General features: G+C 58.8%; 20 protein-coding genes and 1 tRNA gene. 7 read left to right on the plus strand and 14 right to left on the minus strand.

Annotation, left to right across the window (positions count from 1 at the left end; translation table 11 throughout):
- The 4 genes from HY29_RS19360 to HY29_RS08795 all read left to right on the plus strand — a co-directional run.
- The coding region (locus HY29_RS19360) for an AAA family ATPase (RefSeq protein WP_034795820.1) at window positions 1–488 on the plus strand (488 nt) is incomplete at its 5' end.
- Complete coding sequence (locus HY29_RS08785; protein WP_034795823.1) at window positions 485–1,798, plus strand: DUF58 domain-containing protein; 1,314 nt, start codon at window positions 485–487, stop codon at window positions 1,796–1,798. The genes HY29_RS19360 and HY29_RS08785, both read left to right, overlap by 4 nt.
- Window positions 1,795–2,799, plus strand: a complete 1,005-nt coding sequence (locus HY29_RS08790) for a stage II sporulation protein M (protein WP_034795826.1) — start codon at window positions 1,795–1,797, stop codon at window positions 2,797–2,799. Before HY29_RS08785 ends, HY29_RS08790 begins: the two co-directional genes overlap by 4 nt.
- The gene (locus HY29_RS08795) at window positions 2,796–3,743 is read left to right on the plus strand and encodes an RDD family protein (protein ID WP_241765171.1); all 948 of its coding nucleotides are present in this window, start codon (window positions 2,796–2,798) and stop codon (window positions 3,741–3,743) included. The genes HY29_RS08790 and HY29_RS08795 overlap by 4 nt, the downstream gene beginning before the upstream one ends.
- A 9-nt stretch (window positions 3,744–3,752) precedes the next feature.
- Here HY29_RS08795 and HY29_RS08800 read toward each other — a convergent pair whose 3' ends face one another.
- Together HY29_RS08800 and HY29_RS08805 are read right to left on the minus strand one after the other, a co-directional pair.
- Window positions 3,753–4,892 (minus strand): DUF3137 domain-containing protein, encoded by a 1,140-nt coding sequence (locus HY29_RS08800; RefSeq protein WP_034795829.1) that lies wholly within the window; start codon window positions 4,890–4,892, stop codon window positions 3,753–3,755.
- A gap of 42 nt (window positions 4,893–4,934) precedes the next feature.
- On the minus strand, window positions 4,935–5,690 hold the full coding sequence (locus HY29_RS08805; RefSeq protein WP_155838269.1) for a GGDEF domain-containing protein: 756 nt from the start codon (window positions 5,688–5,690) through the stop codon (window positions 4,935–4,937).
- Window positions 5,691–6,104: 414 nt separating this feature from the next.
- Between HY29_RS08805 and groES the strand changes: the two genes are divergently transcribed.
- From groES to HY29_RS08820, 3 genes are all read left to right on the plus strand, one after another.
- Window positions 6,105–6,395: a co-chaperone GroES gene (gene groES / locus HY29_RS08810; RefSeq protein WP_034795831.1), complete on the plus strand. Its 291-nt coding sequence runs from the start codon at window positions 6,105–6,107 to the stop codon at window positions 6,393–6,395.
- A gap of 54 nt (window positions 6,396–6,449) precedes the next feature.
- A complete protein-coding gene (groL, locus tag HY29_RS08815; protein WP_034795833.1) occupies window positions 6,450–8,099 on the plus strand; it encodes a chaperonin GroEL in 1,650 nt (549 codons plus the stop codon).
- Between the two features lie 192 nt (window positions 8,100–8,291).
- Window positions 8,292–9,896 carry an acyl-CoA synthetase gene (locus HY29_RS08820; protein WP_034795835.1) on the plus strand — a complete coding sequence of 535 codons (1,605 nt, stop codon included), beginning with the start codon at window positions 8,292–8,294 and terminating at the stop codon, window positions 9,894–9,896.
- On the opposite strand, the gene HY29_RS19180 is transcribed toward HY29_RS08820, so the two are convergent.
- The 12 genes from HY29_RS19180 to HY29_RS08875 all read right to left on the minus strand — a co-directional run bounded on the left by HY29_RS19180 (window position 9,886) and on the right by HY29_RS08875 (window position 20,215).
- Window positions 9,886–10,032, minus strand: coding sequence for a hypothetical protein (locus HY29_RS19180; protein WP_155838270.1), 147 nt, complete (start codon window positions 10,030–10,032; stop codon window positions 9,886–9,888). The genes HY29_RS08820 and HY29_RS19180 overlap by 11 nt on opposite strands.
- Window positions 10,022–11,077: a cytochrome d ubiquinol oxidase subunit II gene (gene cydB, locus HY29_RS08825; protein WP_034795837.1), complete on the minus strand. Its 1,056-nt coding sequence runs from the start codon at window positions 11,075–11,077 to the stop codon at window positions 10,022–10,024. Before cydB ends, HY29_RS19180 begins: the two co-directional genes overlap by 11 nt.
- A gap of 9 nt (window positions 11,078–11,086) precedes the next feature.
- Entirely contained in the window at window positions 11,087–12,505 is a 1,419-nt protein-coding gene (locus tag HY29_RS08830) for a cytochrome ubiquinol oxidase subunit I (protein ID WP_034795839.1), read from the minus strand.
- Between the two features lie 105 nt (window positions 12,506–12,610).
- Complete coding sequence (locus HY29_RS08835; RefSeq protein ID WP_241765173.1) at window positions 12,611–13,042, minus strand: PaaI family thioesterase; 432 nt, start codon at window positions 13,040–13,042, stop codon at window positions 12,611–12,613.
- Window positions 13,035–13,490 carry a DUF192 domain-containing protein gene (locus HY29_RS08840; protein ID WP_034795842.1) on the minus strand — a complete coding sequence of 152 codons (456 nt, stop codon included), beginning with the start codon at window positions 13,488–13,490 and terminating at the stop codon, window positions 13,035–13,037. Before HY29_RS08840 ends, HY29_RS08835 begins: the two co-directional genes overlap by 8 nt.
- A 53-nt stretch (window positions 13,491–13,543) precedes the next feature.
- Window positions 13,544–14,068, minus strand: a complete 525-nt coding sequence (locus HY29_RS08845; protein WP_051601349.1) for a cold-shock protein — start codon at window positions 14,066–14,068, stop codon at window positions 13,544–13,546.
- A 122-nt stretch (window positions 14,069–14,190) separates the two neighbouring features.
- Window positions 14,191–14,265, minus strand: a tRNA-Glu gene (locus HY29_RS08850).
- 79 nt (window positions 14,266–14,344) lie between these two features.
- Window positions 14,345–16,138: a single-stranded-DNA-specific exonuclease RecJ gene (gene recJ, locus HY29_RS08855; protein WP_034795845.1), complete on the minus strand. Its 1,794-nt coding sequence runs from the start codon at window positions 16,136–16,138 to the stop codon at window positions 14,345–14,347.
- A gap of 65 nt (window positions 16,139–16,203) precedes the next feature.
- Entirely contained in the window at window positions 16,204–17,157 is a 954-nt protein-coding gene (gene glpX / locus HY29_RS08860) for a class II fructose-bisphosphatase (RefSeq protein WP_034795848.1), read from the minus strand.
- Between the two features lie 57 nt (window positions 17,158–17,214).
- Window positions 17,215–18,498, minus strand: a complete 1,284-nt coding sequence (locus HY29_RS08865) for a homoserine dehydrogenase (protein WP_034795851.1) — start codon at window positions 18,496–18,498, stop codon at window positions 17,215–17,217.
- Window positions 18,499–18,572: 74 nt separating this feature from the next.
- Window positions 18,573–19,781 carry an LL-diaminopimelate aminotransferase gene (locus HY29_RS08870; RefSeq protein WP_034795854.1) on the minus strand — a complete coding sequence of 403 codons (1,209 nt, stop codon included), beginning with the start codon at window positions 19,779–19,781 and terminating at the stop codon, window positions 18,573–18,575.
- Entirely contained in the window at window positions 19,778–20,215 is a 438-nt protein-coding gene (locus HY29_RS08875) for a hypothetical protein (RefSeq protein WP_034795856.1), read from the minus strand. Before HY29_RS08875 ends, HY29_RS08870 begins: the two co-directional genes overlap by 4 nt.
- Window positions 20,216–20,270 lie beyond the last annotated feature (55 nt).

Genomic DNA, 20,270 nt, shown 5'->3' on the forward strand with positions numbered 1-20,270 from the left:
CCTATCCCCTGCCCGAAGCCCAGCTCGACCGTTTCCTGTTCAAACATACGCTGGATTATCCGAGCCGTGAGGAAGAGCTGGCCATTGTCGCGCAACATGGCACACGCACCGGCATGAAGACTGCGCAAGGCTTCGGTGTGGACCCTGTCGTCTCTGCCGAAGAACTGGCGGAGGCTGTCGCGTCTGTGGCGGAGGCCCGTCTGCAGGATGACATCATCGCCTATATCGTGGACATCATCCGCGCGACACGGACTTCACCAGCGCTGGAAACCGGTGCGTCCCCGCGTGCAGCGGCAGCGCTTGCGACAGCTGCAAGGGCGCGCGCGGCGCTGGACGGGCGGGACTTTGTCATTCCGGATGATGTGAAACTGCTGGCCCTGCCGGCTCTGCGTCACCGCGTTCTGCTGTCTCCCGGCGCGGAGATTGAAGGCAAAACGACCGACGAGACGCTTGCGTCCATCATTGAACAGACGGCTGCGCCACGGTGATCTCTCCCACCCCCCGCGCCATTTTCCTGATGCTGCTCGGCGTGCCCCTGATGGTGCTGATTGCGCTGATGCGTCCGGAATTGTGGACCGTCTGCGCCGGGTGGATCGGCGCGATTAGCGGCCTCATCCTGCTGGATGCCATGGTGGGGGCCAGCCTGCGTGCCTATCAGGTGAAGGTGGATGCCCCGCCCTTGCTCTATGTTGGCGCAACGGACCCTGTGGACCTGACACTGGAATTCACCACAGGGGCGCTCCCCCGTCGGATAGAGATCCTGCTTGAAGTGAATGAACGCCTGGAAGACATGCCGGCCAAGGGCTTGCGCGGCTGGAATGACCGTGAACGGAGTTATACATTTGAGCTGTCGCCCCTGCGTCGCGGCATGGCGCAGCTTGTAAAGCTGTGGAGCCGCTGGCAGGGGCCGCTGGGCCTGGTGCAGAAGCGGCATATCCTGGAGCTGAACACGGACATTCCCGTGACGCCCAATATCCGCTGGGTGAAGGATGAAGCGATCCGCCTGTATTCGCGAGATGCGGAATTCGGCATCAAGATGCAGGTAGACAAGGGCGATGGCAGCGAGTTTGACGCCCTGCGCGAATTCACAACCGGGATGGACCGGCGCGCCATTGACTGGAAGCATTCAGCCCGTCACCGCCATCTGCTGGCCAAGGAATTCCGGACAGAACGCAACCACAATATCGTGTTTGCCTTCGACACAGGCCGCCTGATGAGCGAACCGCTGGGCGGGGTGCCAAAGATTGACCGGGCCATCAATGCCGGCCTTTTGCTGAGCTTTGTGTCGCTGCGCAATGGCGACAGGACCATGCTGTATGGTTTTGATGAGCGCCCGGGCCTGATGAGTGGCTTCCTGGCGGGCCAGCGCGCTTTCACTAAGGCGCAGAGCCTGGCGGCAGAACTCGACTATTCCTCGGAAGAAGCAAACTTCACGCTCGCCCTTTCAAATCTGGCCAGCCGGCTGGAGCGGAGGAGCCTGATCATCATCTTCTCGGATTTCGTCGATACGATCTCAGCAGAGCTGATGCTGGAAAATGTCAAACGCCTGACCGACCGGCATCTGGTTCTGTTTGCCACGTTCGAGGATGAAGCCCTGACCGGCATGGTCGACGCCCAGCCCCTCACGACCGACGATGTCAGCCGCGCAGTGATCGCAGACACGCTGATGGCAGAGCGCGATATCGTGCTGCGGCGCCTGCAGCGTATGGGCGTTCAGGTGATCGAGACACGGCCGGAAGAGTTCGGGGCGGAACTGATCTCGCGCTACATCCAGATCAAGCAGAGGGACATGCTGTGAGCGACCTTCTAAAATCATATCGCTTCCGTGAGGAAAGAGAGACTGACTGGCGGAAGCTGGACCTGATCCTGACGCGCGCAGAAAATAATGGCGTGAAGGCCCTGAGTGATGAAGACATGATGGCCCTGCCACGCCTCTACCGGCAGGCTGTATCATCGCTTTCGGTGGCCCGGTCCATTTCTCTGGACCAGAACGTCATCGCGTATCTCGAAAGCCTGTGCACACGAGCCTATTTCTACGTGTACGGCACCCGCGCCTCCATCGGCGAGCGGATCATGGACTTTCTGCGCAGGGACTGGCCGGCCTGTGTTTCCGCAGCCATCGGGCCGACGCTTCTGGCAACGCTGTTCCTGTTCGGGGGCGGCGCGCTGGCCTTCTTCCTGTGCATGCAGGACATGGACTGGTTCTGGACCTTCCATGGCAACAGTTTCTGGGAAGGGCGCAATCCCGACGCAACGGTGGATTATCTGCGCTCCACAATTTATCACGACCCGACGACGACCGGAGACGGTCAATTGAGTTCGTTTGCGAGCTTCCTGTTCAACAACAATGCCCAGATCGCCCTGTTCGCCTTCGCCCTTGGCTTTGCCTTCGGCATCCCGACCGCCTGGCTATTGATCTATAATGGCGTGCATCTGGGATCGATGTATGCCGTCTTCTGGAGCAAAGGCCTCGGTTATGAATTCACCGGATGGCTGATGATCCATGGCACGACAGAGCTGTTCGCCATTATTCTCGCAGGCGCAGCCGGCTTCGTGATCGGCGGGGCCGTCGCCTTTCCGGGACGCATGACCCGGCTCGCTTCTGCGCGTCAGGCCGGGCAGAAAGCGGCAACGATTGCGATGGGCTGCGTCATCATGCTGATCGTGGCCGCAATTCTGGAAGGCTTCGGCCGGCAAATGATCAATAGCGATGTGATCCGGTATGCAATCGCCATTTGGATGCTCCTGATGTGGCTGTCCTATTTCTATCTGCCGCGCCGGGACGAGACGAAGATATGAACGCAACTGTTCCTCACGCCCCGCAGAATTTGAGCCGCCTTCAGATCGAAGCCGACCAGCGCCGCCGCGCGCGCATGCTGGAAACCCAGCGCCAGTCCAAACTGGTCCGCGAATTGGTGACGCCGGAAGGTGCGGTCATTCATCTGAAGCTGTCTACGGCAACCGAGCGCGCAGGGGCATTCCTGATTGATGTGGCAATCCAGTGGGCAATCGTCATCGCCACCTCCATCGGGCTAAGCTATGCGATGCGCGCCATGGGAAGTGGCAGCGCGAATGTCGCGTTTGCCGTCTGGCTGGTGTTCTTCTTTTTCGTGCGGAACTTCTATTACATATTCTTTGAGCTCGGGCCAAAATCCGCCACGCCGGGCAAGCGCGCACTGGGCATACGCGTAGCCGCCCGGAATGGCGGCAGGCTGACCGCCAATTCGGTGCTCGCGCGCAACTTCATCCGCGAAATCGAAGTCGGCCTGCCCTTTCAGTTCCTGATGATGGGCGGCACGGGCGTTTCGGGCTGGATCGCCCTTCTGGGGCTCGTCTGGTCCGGGATTTTCCTGTTCTTCCCTGTCTTCAACAAGGACAAGATGCGTGTCGGGGACCTGATCGCCGGCACCTGGGTGATCCACGCGCCCAAGGCAAAGCTGATGGGCGATATCGCGTCCTCTGCGGCCAGCCAGGCCTTGCCGGGCAGGTTTGCCTTCACGCCGGCACAAGCCGATGCCTATGGCATTCACGAGCTTCACGTTCTGGAAGATGTGCTGAGAAACTCAACTGAAGAAGTGAAGTCTCAGGTCGCACTGCGTATCCGCACAAAGATCGGCTGGCAGCCGCAGCCGGGAGAAACGGATATCGCATTCCTGGAAGCGTACTACGCCGCTTTGCGCCGCCGTTTGGAACAGCGGATGCTGCTGGGCGATCGCAAGGCCGACAAATACGATACGCGATAGGACGAACCGTCAGAGCCGTCCCTTCACCCAGTCACGGGTCAGGAAGCCGTCAATCAGATCACATACCAGCCCAAGCTCTGTCAGCGCGGAGGTGAACCGGCTCGCATCGACAAGCGGCTTGAAGATAGAGCCTGCTTCGAACTGATCGCCAGCCTCCAGGGCGAGGCTCATATGGCCATCCTCGAACACACCGCGCAGCTTGCCACCTGAGAAGTGGCGTTCCAGGGCGATAAGACGCTCCATCCTGTCCGGCGACAGCAACTCCCGCGCCTCCACCTGATCGGTCGAGTAAACCGTAAAGGCGCGTTGAAGCTCCTTCGAGATAAGATCGACCTTCTTCAGTCCTGCGGTTTTGCGGCCTCGCTTCCACCAGCCGGACCGGGCCATCAGGGTGCGGCCGAGAAAGCGTTCGGGATATTCGATGTGCACCAGGATGCCTTCGAAAACGGTTGTGCTGTTCTTGCCTCCGGTGGCGAGTTTCGCCTCGACAAGGGCAAATTTGGCGCCGGCGCGCTCTCCCGTGATCAGGTCTTCAAAGCGGCGCTTGGAATGCCCCCGCAGCAACCCGGCCGCCTTAAGGATCTCGTAGGCGGGGCTCGGCGCCACGTCTCCATTAAATGTCTCGAAGTCCCCGAAGGGAGTCTGGACTTTCGGGCCTCCGCCCGAATTGTGATACTTCATCCATTCAGACAAGCGGCCGCCAAGCGACCTGAGATCTTCTACGCCGCCCAAATCTGGATGAAGCGTGTCATATCTGAAGCCCAATGGTGTGCACGCCGCAGACAGAACCAATTGCTTGGTCTGGGACTTCATATTGAACACGCGGCCCCACGCCACGCCGGCAAACAGGGCAACAGCCACCATCATCGTAAAAAACATGAGAGGGAAATTAAACATCAGCCCCTGGATGACGCCTGTCACGCTAAGCACAATGAATATGACCAGCACGCTGGCAGCGGCGATAATGCTGTTGCGAATGGCGCGGCCGATGCAGGCTTTACGGTCTGCTTCACGGCGGCCAAGCTCGGGCACGAGAACGTCGGACCAGATACGCGGGGCGTGTTCGAATTCTGGTCTGCTGGCAGCAATTGCAGCCAGTTCAGGCACACTCATGGTGGCGCCGGAATCCTTTTCCGGTAGTGCTGACATGTTTGAATGATCCCCCATGCTCTGCCCGTCAGGGCAGACGCATCAGGCCGCAACCCGTTGAGGTCTTCCCAAAACGGACACGCAATTACGTCCCTTCGCCTTGGAATCGTACAGAGCGTGGTCCGCTTGTTCAAGAACCTTGTCGAAGTCAGCGCCCGGCGGAAGAAGTGCCAGACCGAAGCTGGCCGTCACGTTAACCGGCTGGCCATCCAGGAAGATCATGTGCCGCTCGATGGATGCCCGAACGCGCTCGCAAACGCTTTGGGCCTGCTCCAGCTCGACATTGCTGAGCATGATGACGAATTCCTCACCGCCCCAGCGGCCAAGACGGTCGAACGGGCCTCGCAGCTCGGAATAGGCCACAGCCGCAATCTCGCGCAGTACAACATCGCCGCCGCCATGACCGTAGCGGTCGTTCACGGCCTTGAAGTAGTCCAGATCGAACAATGCGATGGCGGAGGTCACCTCGGTGCGCTTCATGCGGGCCAGTTCCTCGACGGCGAACTGGCGGAAGAACTTCCGGTTCAGCAAGCCCGTCAGCGGATCGGTTGAGGCAATGTCCTCCAGAGTGCGCTGATAGATACGCATCCGAAACTCGTGCTGGGCGGCAATGGCACCTGTCGGCACAGCGACACAGGTCGCGATGAACAAGTTGGCGACAATAAAGTTCTCAGGGTCTGCTGGCAGGCCAAGAGAATAGACAATAATTGAAAAGGTGAATGACAAGCAAAGCGCTGTAATCGCTACAAATGCGAAAAACGTCAGAGACTCGATTACATCTTTGGTTCGATCCGACACCTGCACTCTCCCATCCTGGAGCGTCCTTTTCTCACAAGAAGGATATTTTATCGTCAATCCGATATAAAACTTTCCGCAACCGTCGTTCACCTTTTGGAAACGTAACGCTGAGGCGCATGTACAACATCCTGCAGGAATGATAGCTGTCGCATAGGCTTTTCCGTGCCCGCCACGGTCAGAAGCTGGCCAGCCTATGCCACCGGCATGATTAATCGCCAGCTTCAGAAAAACGGTGTGTCCATTCCGGATTAACTCGAAGAAATTTCGCAATTTGCCGGTTGACGGTGACAGGTCGCGACCTTAACTCCGCATCACCGTTAGCAGTCAGTACAGGCGAGTGCTAAACCCCTGACTGATGCGCTGGCGACTAGACATTCAAGAGAACTCGTCAATTAGGACAAGAGGGCAAAACCAATGAAACTTCGTCCCCTGCACGACCGTGTCGTCGTGCGCCGCGTCAAGGAAGAAGAGAAAACCAAGGGCGGGATCATCATTCCTGACTCCGCAAAGGAAAAGCCGCAGGAAGGTGAAATCGTTGCTGTCGGCGCTGGTGCCATCGGTGACGATAATGAGCGCGTCGCGCTCGACGTCAAAGTTGGTGACCGCGTACTCTTCGGCAAATGGTCCGGCACGGAAGTGACCGTCGATGGCGAAGAAGTGCTCATCATGAAAGAGAGCGACATCATGGGTGTTCTGGAGAGCTAAGCCTCCGCCCCATCGTTTTCGATCAGACAGAATACTCAAAAAAGGTAATCCAATATGTCAGCCAAACACGTAGTTTTCGGCGCAGACGCCCGCGAGAAGATGCTGAAAGGCGTCGATATTCTTGCTAACGCCGTGAAAGTCACCCTGGGCCCGAAAGGCCGTAACGTTGTCATCGAAAAATCCTTCGGCGCTCCGCGCACCACGAAGGACGGCGTCACCGTTGCAAAAGAGATCGAGCTTGAAGACAAGCTGGAGAACATGGGCGCACAAATGCTGCGCGAAGTCGCCTCCAAGGCCAATGACGTGGCCGGCGACGGCACCACGACAGCAACCGTTCTCGCTCAAGCCATCGTTCGCGAAGGCATGAAGCGCGTTGCTGCCGGCATGAACCCGATGGACCTGAAGCGCGGTATCGACAAAGCATCTGCTGAAGTCGTCAAAGACCTCGCTCACCACTCCAAGAAAGTGAAGTCCAACGACGAGATTGCCCAGGTCGGTACGATCTCCGCAAACGGCGACACCGAAGTTGGCTCCATGATCGCTGAAGCCATGGCGAAAGTCGGCAATGAAGGCGTCATCACGGTTGAAGAAGCCAAGTCCCTCGAAACCGAGCTGGACGTTGTGGAAGGCATGCAGTTCGATCGTGGCTACCTGTCCCCGTACTTCATCACCAACCCGGACAAGATGATCGCTGAACTCGACGACGCGCTCATCCTGCTTCACGAGTCCAAACTCTCCAGCCTGCAGCCTCTGCTGCCGATCCTGGAGCAGGTTGTCCAATCCCAGAAGCCGCTGCTGATCATCGCTGAAGACGTTGATGGTGAAGCCCTGGCTACGCTGGTCGTGAACAAGCTGCGCGGCGGCCTGAAAATCGCTGCTGTGAAAGCGCCTGGCTTCGGCGACCGCCGCAAGGCCATGCTGCAGGATATCGCTGTCCTGACGGGCGGCCAGGTGATCTCTGAAGACCTCGGCATCAAGCTCGAGAACGTCTCCATGGACATGCTCGGCACTGCCAAACGCGTCAACATCACCAAAGACGACACGACCATCGTGGACGGCGCTGGCAAGAAAAAAGACATCGAAGCCCGTGTCAGCCAGATCCGCAGACAGATCGAAGACACGACTTCCGACTACGACAAAGAGAAACTGCAAGAGCGTCTGGCCAAACTGGCTGGCGGTGTTGCTGTCATCAAAGTCGGCGGTGCAACCGAAGTCGAAGTGAAAGAGCGTAAGGACCGCGTCGACGACGCCCTGAACGCAACCCGCGCCGCTGTCGAAGAAGGCATCGTCCCGGGTGGTGGTACGGCCCTGCTCCGCGCTTCCAAGAACATCGACGTTGTTGGCGAAAACGACGACGAAAAAGCCGGTATCGATATCGTCCGCAAGGCACTCGAAGCTCCGGTTCGTCAAATTGCCGAGAACGCTGGCGTTGAAGGGTCTGTGGTCGTCAACACGATCCTGCAAACCAAGAGCCGTTCGCATGGCTTCAACGCTCAGACCGAAGAATATGGTGACCTGGTCGGCATGGGTGTCATCGACCCGGTCAAAGTTGTGCGCTCTGCCCTGCAGAACGCTGCTTCCGTTGCCGGTCTGCTGATCACCACCGAGGCCTCTATCTCCGAAGCACCGAAGAAAGAGTCCGCTGGCGGCGGCGGTATGCCGGACATGGGTGGCATGGGCGGTATGGGTGGCATGGGCTTCTAAGCCCTCCCCCAGACGCAAAGTCTCAGAGAGGCAGCACTTCGGTGCTGCCTCTTTTTTTGTGGCCGGAGACAAGAGAGCCTGAACCAACATCTCCGGATGTATCGCGATTTCAGCTTCTCTACCGCCACGGAAACCGCTTACTCTCTACCCAAAATATAATGGGAGAGAAGCGACGTGACGACATCCTCAGACATGAACTTTGGCGATATGCTGGACGCGATCGGGCAAATGCTCGGCCCGGAAGATCTGGCTCTCGCGCATGGCGACCGGCAGATATACTGGCCAGAGCTGACGGCCCGCTCCAACAGGCTGGCGCGTAACCTGCGAGACCTTGGGGCAAAAACAGGTGACAAGGCCGGCTTCTATCTGCGCAATCAGACGGAATATACCGAAGCCCTGGTCGCCTGCTTCAAGGCACGGCTGACGCATGTGAACGTCAACTATCGCTACCTGGCGGATGAGCTGTTCTACATCTTCGACAATTCCGATGCGACGGTCGTATTTTACGATGTTCAATTCATGGATCAGGTGGAGTTGGTGCGCGGACGCCTGCCGGGCGTAAAAGTCTGGGTACAGATTGGTGGCGGAGAGGTTCCCGACTGGGCTCACAGCTATGACAAACTGGCGACTGAGGGTGATCCTTCTCCGCTTGGCATCGAGCGCTCTCCCGATGATTTGCTGTTCCTGTATACAGGCGGCACAACAGGTATGCCCAAAGGCGTGATGTGGTCACAACGTATCTGGCGACAGGCTGCCAAGGAAGGCGCAGAACAAGCTGGCCTCCCCTACCCGTCGACCATGGAAGAATTCCTGCCGGCCGTACAACTGATGGGCAAGACCGCGCGGCAAGTGCCGGCGTGTCCGCTGATGCACGGCACCGGCCTGTTCACAGCCATGGGCGCCATTCTTGGCGGCGGCGCAATCATCACACTGGAGCAAAATACCGGCTTTGACCCTGAAAACCTGTGGGACACAGTTTCCGCACACGGCGTAACCAGCATGGCCATAGTCGGCGACGCGTTCGGCAAACCAATGCTGAAGGCCCTGGATGAGAATCCCGGCCGCTGGGATGTCAGCTCTGTACAGAGCATTGTTTCCTCCGGCGTGATGTGGAGCGCCGAAGTGAAACAGGGCCTGTTGCGTCACATGCCGCAAGCCGCCATGATGGACAGCTTCGGCGCATCAGAAGCCGTGGGCTTTGGCTCATCCACCACCACTCTGGAAGGCGGCACAAAGACCTCAAAGTTCGAGATCGGACCGAAATGCAAAGTCTTCACAGAGGATGACCGGGAAGTTGTCCCAGGCAGCGGAGAGCCTGGCTACATCGCACGGGGCGGCGCTGTACCGCTCGGCTATTACAAGGATGAAGCGAAGTCCGCCAAGACCTTCAGGACGATCAATGGGATGCGGTACGCCATTCCGGGCGACTGGTGCACGGTTGAGGAAGACGGCACGATTACGCTGCTCGGGCGCGGGTCCAATTGCATCAACACAGCAGGCGAAAAGGTATACCCGGAAGAGGTGGAAGAGGCCCTTAAGGAACATGCCGCTGTGAAAGACGCGCTGGTTGTGGGTGTGCCTGACGACAAATGGGGCAGCGCGGTGACGGCCGTTGTCTCAACGGACAGCGATGTCAGCGAAGACGAGTTACGCAGCTTCGTGCAGAGCCGCATTGCGCGCTACAAGGCGCCGAAGTCCATCCTGTTCAAGACGGATCTTGGCCGCGCGCCAAATGGCAAAGCGGACTACAAATCCATCAAGGCCTATGCTCTGGAGCAGCTCGGCATTAGCCCATGAGCAGGAAACCGCGCAGCGTGTAGGCGACAGCCGCCACGACGAGCATGGACACGAAGGCTATACCGAAGAACCAGAGGAGCCGCTTGGCAAGTGGCTCCTCCTTGTCCTCTCCCGGCTGAACCGGTTCAAGACGCATGGTATCCGTCTCCCGGCTTCACCTTGCCCCAGAACAGGCTGTACACATAGGCCGTGTACGTCAGGATGATCGGCAGCATGATAATGGCACCAACAAACATCAGCATCAGCGCATTGTCTGCCGCAGCAGCTTCCCAGACAGAGATCTCATACGGCACAATGTAGGGAAACAGGCTGACGCCAAGACCGATATAGCCGCTGAGGAAGATGCCTACAGCCAGCAGATAAGGCCGCCAGTCAGGCGCAGATCCGAGAGCGCCCGGTTTCATGGAAAGATCCCGCCACATCCAGACGCATAGAACCATACCGACGAGCGGCACAGGCGCCAGAGGCAGGAAACGTGCAGGGTCTATATGGCTCATGCTGAAGCCCCAACGCTCCCCAATGGACGGATCAAGTGACAGGGTCGCAAAGCTGACCGCCAGAAAACATATGGCCACGCCTACGAGCGTCATCCGTGCCCATTTACGGGCTTTGGCGTGTAATTCATTCTCTGTCTTGAGGACGAGCCAGCAGGCGCCCAGCAGCACGTAGCCAATGACGACGGAAATACCGGTCAGCAGCGTGAAAGGGGTGAGCCAGTCAAATGTGCCGCCCGCAAAGGCGCCGCCTTCAACCCGGACTCCCTGCACCATGCCGCCCAGCATAATGCCTTGAGACAGAGCCGCCGTGAACGAGCCACCATAAAATGCGCCGTTCCAGAACAGACGCGTCGGCTTTCGCACCGCCTTGTGACGGAATTCAAATGCCACGCCGCGAAAGATCAACGCAGCCAGCATGATCAGTACCGGCAGGTAAAAAGCTGGCATGATGATGGCGTAGGCCGTCGGGAAGGCCGCGAACAGGCCGCCGCCGCCAATGATCAGCCACGTTTCATTGCCGTCCCATACCGGTTCGACCGTGGCGGTCATCATGTTGCGTTCTTCTTCATCCTTGGCGATGGCGGTGAACATGCCGACGCCGAGGTCGAAACCGTCGAGCAGCACATACATCATGACACCAACAGCGAGGATGAGAGCCCAGATGAGGGGTAGATCAATGTCCATGGGAACCTCCTATTCCGTAGCCACGATGTCGTCGCCTTCTTCGGCCTTGTCATCGACAGAGCCAAGGGGCGAACCAGGCGCACGGCGCTCGCGTTTCGCCGGGTCTGTAGGCTTGTCATCAAAGCCACGTGTCGCGATGCGTGCCATATAGACGACGCCCGCAGTAAAGATGATGGCGTAGACAACCATGAACACGATAAGGGATGTTGCCACCTGCCCGGCCGTGACCGGAGACAGACTGTCCACCGTGCGCAAGTGTCCGTAGACTGTATATGGCTGGCGCCCGACCTCTGCCGTGATCCAGCCGGTTACGACAGCCAGGAAACCAAGTGCCCCGGCTGGAACAGCCGCCATGTGGAACAGGCCAGGCTTGTCCAGCTTTCCGCGCCACCACAGGAAACAGGCCCACAGGCCAATGGCTAGCATGCCAAGGCCAGCGCCAACCATGATGCGGAAGGAATAGAAGATCAGCCACATCGGCGGGCGATCCTCTTCCGCAAAGCTGTCCATGCCTTTCAGCTCTTCACCTTTGGGGACACTCGGGAACAGGAGCGGGCTGGTGTTCGGAATGGTGATGCCTGTATGGCCGCATTCGGAATCATCAGGCCAGGCGATGAGGATCGTCCCTTGCAAGTCCTTTGTTTCACACCAGCCTTCAACGGTCGCGATCTTTGCAGGCTGATGTTCATGCGCGACTTCGCCGGACCAATGGCCGGCAAGAATTTGCAGTGGCATGAGAATGGCCAGCGTGCCGCCAGCCATACGCATCTGCCATTTGGTCGGCTCCGTGATGCGGCCCTTCAGAACCTGATAGCCCCCGGCGGCCATGACGACTGCAGCAGTTGTTGTATATGCCGCCAGCAGCATGTGCGCCAAGCGGCTCGGAAGGCTGGGGTTGAAGATCGCTTCCACAAAGCTGGTTGCGTAGAAATTGCCTGTCTCTGGATCAATCGCAAAACCCGCAGGTGTTTGCATCCAGCTGTTCGCGGCCAGAATCCAGAAGGCCGAGATGGTCGTGCCGATAGCTACGGCGCAAGTTGCGACAAAGTGCAGTTTGCGCCCCACCTTCTGCCAACCGAACAGCATGACGCCCAGGAATGTCGCCTCCAGGAAGAACGCTGTCAGCACCTCATAGGCCAGCATGGGCCCCATGACGCTGCCGGTGATCTCGGAGAACACGCTCCAGTTGGTACCGAACTGGTAGCTCATCACAACACCGGAGACGACGCCCATGGCAAACGCGAGCGCGAAAATCTTTACCCAGTGCAGGTACAGGCGCTTAAAAACCTCCTTGCCCGTCTTCAGCCATAGGCCCTCGCAAACTGCCAGGAAGGCAGCGAGGCCAATTGTGAAAGCGGGAAAGAGAATGTGAAAAGCGACGACAAACGCAAATTGTAGCCGCGATAAGAGAAGTGCATCAAATTCCATGAGGCTGGCTCCGGATGGTTATATGCAATCTTAACAATATACTTATGGAAAGCGTTACACCGGACGTCCTGCCGCGCGATGGTCTGACGCAGCTACAGGTCTCTGTTACGCCTTGCGGCGCAGGGTTCGGAATATCGCATCAGCGCGCGCGGCTATGCCCCCATCGTCTTTCATCAGGCGCGCACTGACATGGACAAGATCGCCGTCGATGAGGGTAACATGAGGGTGGGCTTCAAGCCAGCAGCCCTCTTTCACAATGTCCATGAATTCCATATTGAGCTTGATCGTGACCGACATCTTGCCCGTTTCACTCCAGACGGCCCAGGCCAGGGCGCTGTCGGCGAAGGAGCAAATCATGCCTCCATGCAGAAAGCCCATGCCATTGCAGTGACGGTCCAACACCCAGAGACCTGTGCGCAGATCCCCGGGGGCACTTGCCCGGAATGTGGGGCCATTGTGCAGGGTGAATTTTCCGCGGGATGGCGTTGGTGCAAATCCCGGCGGTGGAGGTGTCATGGACGCGCTGGGGTCACTCACCCAGATTTCCGAATATCTCGTGCTCGACCACATCGCCTGGCTCAATGCCAAGTTCTGCGGCGCGGCCGCCATTCAGCTCCAGCACGCCTTTCACCGGTACGCCCGGATTGATGCGGCGCAGAGAGCCCGGCACGGCATTGCGGGCAATCGCCAGCACGGTGCCATCGGTATCCAGGAACAGCATATCCAGCGGGATCAGCGTGTTCTTCATCCACATATTGGCTTCACGCGGGGCACCGAAATCGAAGATCATGCCGGCATCCGGCGCCATCTCTTCACGGTTCATCAGGCCCATCTGAACCTCTTCAGGATCATTCGCCAACTCAACGGTGAATTCATGAATGGTGTCACCAGACACAATCTTCAGCGGACCTGTTTCAAGCTGGGCATACGCCGCAGGCAGAAGCAGAAACAGCGATGCAATCGCAGAGGTAAGAAAACGTATCATGTGGTATGGTTTAGCCGGGCACCTGCCCTGCCGCAAGCGATCTTGGCTGTACCTCACCGAGGCTTAATGTAGCTCACATGCTCGCCCTTGGCGCCATTCTCGAGCGTGACCTCAAGGCGCGTGCCAGGTTCAATCTCTTCATAGCCCGCTTTGCGCAGCACAACAGCGTGAACGAAAATGTCTTCCTCAACGCCATCCTTCTGGACGAAGCCATAGCCGCGTGTTCGGTTGAACCATTTCAGGGTGACATCCACATATTCGCGGACAATGCCCTTCTCCTTGGCCACAACCGCGCGAGGGCGTTCCATCTCGATGATGTTGGCCGTTTGCCATCCGCGCTCGCCCTGCACCGCATCGCATACGATCCGCGCGCCTTCATCAGCATAGGATTCGCCATAATTGCGCAGGCAGGAAACGTGGAGCATCACATCGCCGGACAAGCTTGCGTCCGATGTCGACTCAGCGACTATGAATCCATAGCCTTTCACCGTGTCGAACCATTTGACGCGGCCAATCACACGCACAGCATCGTCTTCCGGTGACGCGTCAGATTCTGGTTTGGCGGCAATTCTTGTCATCAACCCATATTCCCCAATCACGAAACCTAGAATGTGTTAACGCGCTTGTCACGCGATCTTCACATCTATCGTGAAATTTCCATAGCCGTGCTCAGCCATAGTGCGGCAATATGGGAAGAAGATGGCAGTCCCTAGGGGAATCGAACCCCTCTTTCCAGGTTGAAAACCTGGCGTCCTAACCGATAGACGAAGGGACCGCACCGGCTCGAAGACCGGCGATATAGCGGCTCAGTTCCGGCTCGTAAAGCGCTATTCGTACATCTTTCTGCACTTTGTTCAGTCTGCCGCCGCATCACTGACATCCAGCTGCACCCGGCGCCGGCCATTCCACTCATCCGCCTTGAGGCGACCGACAAGGTGGAGCCTTGAATTTGGGCGAATAACCTCTCCCAGGGGCTGGTCAGCACTGCGCCAGGCGATGCAGTCGAGGCGTCCGGTGGAATCCTCTGCGACGAATTTCAAATGGTTGGCGCCCACTTGGCGCACGCCCGTGACATGCACCGATCGTATGGCAAAGACAGGCTCAGGCGATCCCACGCCGAAGGGGCCGATTCCCGCAATCTGATCCACAAGTGCCGGTGAGGCAGCGCCAGGCGCCAGTATGGCGTCCACAGGCAGCTCCAGCGCCGCGGCACGCTCCGCCGTGAATTGCGCCATGTGGCTGACCATCCATGCGTCAAAGGCCGGGATCTGCTCTGGCTCAAGGCTGAGGCCGCCCGCCATGGCATGACCACCACCAGAAAGGATGACGCCTTCCCGCGCAGCAGCGGAAATAGCGTCTCCAATATTTACTCCGGTCACAGATCGGCCAGACCCCTTGGCGACCGGGCCAAGCCCCTGCCCCCAGCCAATCACGATACTGGGGAGGTGAAAGCGTTCCTTGAGGCGTCCGGCAACAATGCCGATCACACCTGGGTGCCAGCCTTCGCCACCTGCGATAATGATGCCACGCTCAGGATTTCGCGCCAGCGCCTGCTCGGCTTGCGCAGTGGCCTGATCCAGAATGGCGGCCTCGACGGCCTTGCGCTCATCATTCAGGCCATGCAGGCGCTCTGCGAGAGCAATTGCCTCAGCCCGATCATCCGTGGCCAGAAGTTTTGCGGCAATCCAGGGGTCACCGACACGCCCGCCGGCATTCAGGCGCGGCCCCAGCATGAAGGTCGCGTGATAAACGCTGTCCACCTTGCTGATGCCGGAGACCTCTGCCAGAGCGCGCAGTCCCTCATTCTGGCCACGCGACAGGATGGTGAGGCCCTGTTTCACGAAGGCCCGGTTCACCCCACGCAGTGGAGACATGTCACACAACGTTCCCAGTGCGGCGAGGTCCAGGAAAGCCATGATATCCGGCAGGCCCTCTGGCGGCGCAATCCCGCGTTCTCTGGCCAGACGGTTCAGGGCAGCAACAAAGACGAACACGACTCCTGCAGCAGCGAGATGCCCGCAGCCAGACGTATCATCCGGGCGGTTCGGATTGACCAGCGCTGCCGCAGGCGGATGGTGGCCTGCCATCAAATGGTGGTCAATCACGACCACAGGCAGCCCTATTCGTTCTGCCTCTTCCAGCGCCGCCGTTGCAGCTGCACCGCAATCCACAGTGATGACGAGTTCCGCCCCACTTTCCTTCAGATGGCGGAAGGCCTCCGGCGAGGGGCCATAGCCCTCTTCCAGCCGGTCCGGCACGTAAAGACCGAGTTCTTGCCCCCAAGCCCGGAAATATCGGGCCAGCGTGGCGGAGCTGGTACCACCATCTACATCATAGTCTGCAAAGACGGTAACACGCTTCTTTTCCAGGATCGCGTCCATGACGATCTCTGCGGCCTTGTCCATGTCAGCGAAGCTGGAAGGGTCAGGAAAGGTGTCGCGCAATGTGGGCGAGAGATAGCCTGCCGCCTCTTCGGGGCTCACGTCACGCCCGGCCAGCAGACGCGCGAGCAAGTCCGATCCGCCGACGCTGGGAGCCAGACGCCGCACGAGTGCCTCGTCGACATCTGCCAGCGTCCAGAACCGGCCCGTAGCGGACCGCTGAACGTCAAACAGTGTATTGTCGTGCTTTAGGGCAGGATCAGCCATGCAGTCTCCGGGAATCGCTTCCCGGAGACTCTAACGCATATGGCGTCTAACTGTAATCAGATGGATCAGGCGCGGCGGTCAGAGCGCACATAGCGCACCATGCCGTCAGCAGACGTCATCACCAGCGTATGAGTGTGCACGCGGCCGCCCTTGGCCTTCACACCGGTCAGCATGGAGCCATCGGTGACCCCTGTTGCGCAGAACACGGTTTCACCAGAGGCCAGTTCATTCAGGGCGTAGGTGCGGCCGAAATCCGTGATGCCAACGCGCTCGGCGCGCTTCTTCTCGTCTTCATTGCGGAAGACAAGACGGCCGAACATCTGGCCGCCAACACATTTGAGCGCAGCAGCGGCCAGAACACCTTCCGGTGCGCCGCCCTGGCCGACATAGAGATCAATGCCGGTATGCGGGTTGGTCGTGGCAATCACGCCAGCCACATCTCCATCGGTGATCAGCGCGATACGCGCGCCGACGGAGCGCAGGCTCTCAATGATGCCTTCATGGCGGGGGCGATCCAGCACGCAGGCCGTCATCTCGCTGACATCCACACCCTTGTGCTTGGCCAGCGCTGTAATGTTTTCAGCTGGTGTTGCATCCAGGCTGATGATGCCTTCGGGATAGCCAGGGCCAACCGCGATCTTGTCCATATAGGTATCTGGCGCATGCAGCAGGCCACCGCGCGGAGCGATTGCCAGCACGGCGAGGGCATTTGCCATCGCTTTGGCCGTCAGCGTGGTACCTTCCAGCGGATCAAGGGCAATGTCGATCTCAGGACCTTTGCCCGTGCCGACTTCCTCGCCAATGTACAGCATGGGCGCTTCGTCACGTTCGCCTTCGCCAATGACCACACGGCCCTGGAACTCAACTTCGTTGAAAGCGCTGCGCATGGCATCAACTGCTGCCGCATCCGCTTTCTTCTCATCGCCCCGTCCCACCAGGCTAGCTGCAGCAATGGCAGCAATTTCGGTCACGCGAACCATCGAGTCCGCGAGGCTGGGCGTCAGAACATTATTTTTCATGGATATTATTGTCTCCGAACGCAAAAAATCATTTGGCTATGCCTGTGGCTAAAGCAATTAGCTTGCCGCTTCTATGCGAATTAGGCGCGGCGGGTCGACAGGAATTGCAAATTTTTGCAGTCGGGCCAAGGCCGCCTGCATGTTTGACCGCGCACATCTGTGCGTAACGATGGCGACCGGGCTCGCTCCGCTCTCATCTGCGGAGTCCTGAAGGATCTTGTCGACAGAGACCCCCTCTGCGGCCAACGATTCCGACAGGGCTGCCAATGCACCTGGCTTGTCGGCCAGCCTCATGCTCAGGAAGAAGGCAGAAACTTCGTCCCCGCGCCCTTCGGTAAAGGGTCGTGCCATATGGTGCTCTGCGCGGCCAAAGGCCGGACGGATGGCGGGGCGGAACATTTTTGCGACATCGCCCATCACGGCGCTCGCGGTCGGACCAGCGCCCGCACCAGGCCCCGTCAGCGTTACTGCGCCAACCGGATCGCCTTCGATGCGAACCGTGTTCAGCGAGCCGTCAATGCGCGCCAGCGGATGCGAGACAGGCAGCGCCATTGGCTCAACACGGCACACAACACCGTCATCGGTCAGCACACCCTCGGCAATGAGCTTGATCCGCAGGCCCAGTCGATCTGCCAGACGAAGATCCTCCAACTCGATCGTATCGACCCCGGAGACCTTCACCTTGGAGAAGTCGAGGTCTGCGGAAAAGGCGATGGCTGACAGGATCGCGGCCTTGTGGGCGGCATCCATGCCGGAGACATCCAGCGTCGGATCGGCTTCGGCGTAGCCAAGCTTTTGCGCTTCGGCCAGCACATCATCATAGGACCGGCCGGTTTCCAGCATGGTGGTCGTGAGGAAGTTGCACGTGCCGTTCAGGATGCCAGAGACGCGTTTGATCTCGACACCTGCCAGGCTGTCGCGCAGAACGCGCACAACCGGTATGCCGCCCGCCACAGCTGCCTCGAAGAGCAGATCGACCTGCTTTTCTTCAGCCAGCTTGGCGAGCGCCATGCCATGCTTGGCGATCAGGGCCTTGTTGGCCGTGATCACCGGCTTGCCTGCCTTCAACGCCTCTTCAACGGCGAACTTGGCCGGGCCATCAGACCCGCCAATAAGCTCAACAAAGACATCCACATCCGGATCTTCGGCCAAGGTGGCGGCGTCATCGAACCAGCGATACTTGCTGGTATCGACCGGACGGTTACGCGACTGGCTGCGGGCGCTGACGCCTGTAATCTCAATCTGACCCGGAATCCGCAGGCGATCCTGCCGTTCAACCAGTTCAATGAGACCACAGCCGACATGGCCGAGCCCTGCGATACCTATCCGTAATGGCGCCACTTGGTGCCCCTTCTGCTTAGTGTTCAGTCAGGGCAGCGCATAGCGGGTTTGATGGCAGGCGTCGAGGGTGGGCGTTATTCCGCCGCAGCCGGAGAAATGTCCTGCACACCACGAGCCTGAAGGAACTTGCGAATGTTCCGTGCGGCCTGACGAATACGCTGTTCATTTTCGACCAGCGCGATCCGGACATGACCGTCTCCCTGCTCACCAAAACCGGCACCTGGCGCAACTGCGACATGAGCCTCGTTGATCAGCTGGAGAGAGAACTCCAGGCTGCCCATCTCGCGCAGGGGCTCCGGGATCGGGGCCCAGGCAAACATGGACGCTTTAGGGCTTGGGACAGCCCAGCCCGCGCGGGTAAAGCTCTCGACCAGCACATCGCGGCGGGTGCGATAGATCTGACGCGTTTCGTCCACACAATCCTGAGGGCCATCAAGGGCAGCCGTCGCAGCCACCTGGATCGGCGTATAGGCGCCATAGTCCAGATAGGATTTCACCCGAGCCAATGCGCCAACAAGCTTTTCATTGCCCGCCACGAAACCGATCCGCCAGCCAGCCATGGAATAGGTCTTGGACATGGTGGTGAACTCCACCGCGATGTCTTTCGCGCCATCCACCTGGAGGATCGAGGGCGTCGGCTCCTCGAAATAGATCTCGTTATAGGCAAGGTCCGACAGCACGATCAGATCATGCTTGCGGGCGAACTTCACGGCTTCCTTGTAGAAGTCCAGATCGCAGACTTCGGCCGTCGGGTTGGACGGGAAGCACAGCACCATGGCTGTCGGCGGCGGCACGCAATAGCGCACAGCCTTGCCAAGATTGGAGAGGTATTGCTCCGGCGTATGAGCCGGCACCCCGCGAATGGATGCTCCAGCAATGATGAAGCCGAATGAGTGCAACGGATAGGATGGGTCAGGCGACAGGATCACATCGCCGGGAGCCGAAATCGCTTGCGCCAGATTGGCGAAGCCTTCCTTGGAGCCGAGCGTGACAATGACCTCGCGGTCCTTGTCCAGCGTCACGTCAAAGCGGCGCTTGTAATAGTCTGTCACGGCGCGGCGCAGACCCTTGATGCCGCGTGAAGCGGAATAGCCGTTTACGTCAGGGCGACGCGCTGTCTCGCACAGCTTGTCGACGATATGGCTCGGTGTCGGCATGTCAGGATTGCCCATGCCAAGGTCGATAATGTCTGCGCCTTGCGCCCGCAAAGCAGCCTTTTGGCGGTTTACCTGCTCAAAGACATAAGGCGGAAGTCGGCGGATCTTGTGGAAATCTGTATTCATTTGCTTGCGGCCTTCAGGCCCTTCGTAACTCGTGGAACATCAAAAGCGGATCGGATGGCTTCAATCTCTTCTTCCGTCAGGAAGTCAGCATCAGCCTGAAAGCCCGCAAACCCGCGCTGGACTGTTTCCCGAAGGGAGGCAATCTCGGCAGCGACGTCTGCGGGCGGAACCGCTCGTGCGTTCGTTTCAAAGTCCGCTCGCAGCACATCGCTGCGCGCCTTCGACGCCTCAAGAGTTTGGCCGGGCTCTTCGCCCTTCTCGATCTCGGGCACATTAATGATGTGGGGATACCCCTCGCCACGAATCTCCACGCGCCGCTGATCGTACCAATCAGGCGCCTGGTTTATGGCTGTGCGCACCTTGCCAACCGAGCCTGTGCACCCAGCCAAAAGCAAACATGACACACCAATAAGGGGAATCACCGTGTTTTTCATGGTTAAACTCATTAAATCACAATCATTCGGTACGATACTTAGAGGCAATTAAACA

It is taken from the genome of Hyphomonas beringensis, assembly GCF_000682755.1.
Taxonomy (GTDB): Bacteria; Pseudomonadota; Alphaproteobacteria; order Caulobacterales; family Hyphomonadaceae; genus Hyphomonas; species Hyphomonas beringensis.

Excerpts from the sequence above, each read along its gene's own strand:
- groL (WP_034795833.1), top strand. The coding sequence starts at position 6,450 with ATGTCAGCCAAACACGTAGTTTTCGGCGCAGACGCCCGCGAGAAGATG.
- HY29_RS19180 (WP_155838270.1), bottom strand. The coding sequence starts at position 10,032 with ATGCGTCTTGAACCGGTTCAGCCGGGAGAGGACAAGGAGGAGCCACTT.
- glpX (WP_034795848.1), bottom strand. The coding sequence starts at position 17,157 with ATGAAAAATAATGTTCTGACGCCCAGCCTCGCGGACTCGATGGTTCGC.
- HY29_RS08830 (WP_034795839.1), bottom strand. The coding sequence starts at position 12,505 with ATGGAATTTGATGCACTTCTCTTATCGCGGCTACAATTTGCGTTTGTC.
- groES (WP_034795831.1), top strand. The coding sequence starts at position 6,105 with ATGAAACTTCGTCCCCTGCACGACCGTGTCGTCGTGCGCCGCGTCAAG.
- HY29_RS08845 (WP_051601349.1), bottom strand. The coding sequence starts at position 14,068 with ATGACAAGAATTGCCGCCAAACCAGAATCTGACGCGTCACCGGAAGAC.
- HY29_RS08795 (WP_241765171.1), top strand. The coding sequence starts at position 2,796 with ATGAACGCAACTGTTCCTCACGCCCCGCAGAATTTGAGCCGCCTTCAG.
- HY29_RS08870 (WP_034795854.1), bottom strand. The coding sequence starts at position 19,781 with ATGAATACAGATTTCCACAAGATCCGCCGACTTCCGCCTTATGTCTTT.
- HY29_RS08840 (WP_034795842.1), bottom strand. The coding sequence starts at position 13,490 with ATGATACGTTTTCTTACCTCTGCGATTGCATCGCTGTTTCTGCTTCTG.
- cydB (WP_034795837.1), bottom strand. The coding sequence starts at position 11,077 with ATGGACATTGATCTACCCCTCATCTGGGCTCTCATCCTCGCTGTTGGT.
- HY29_RS08820 (WP_034795835.1), top strand. The coding sequence starts at position 8,292 with ATGAACTTTGGCGATATGCTGGACGCGATCGGGCAAATGCTCGGCCCG.
- recJ (WP_034795845.1), bottom strand. The coding sequence starts at position 16,138 with ATGGCTGATCCTGCCCTAAAGCACGACAATACACTGTTTGACGTTCAG.
- HY29_RS08800 (WP_034795829.1), bottom strand. The coding sequence starts at position 4,892 with ATGTCAGCACTACCGGAAAAGGATTCCGGCGCCACCATGAGTGTGCCT.
- HY29_RS08875 (WP_034795856.1), bottom strand. The coding sequence starts at position 20,215 with ATGAAAAACACGGTGATTCCCCTTATTGGTGTGTCATGTTTGCTTTTG.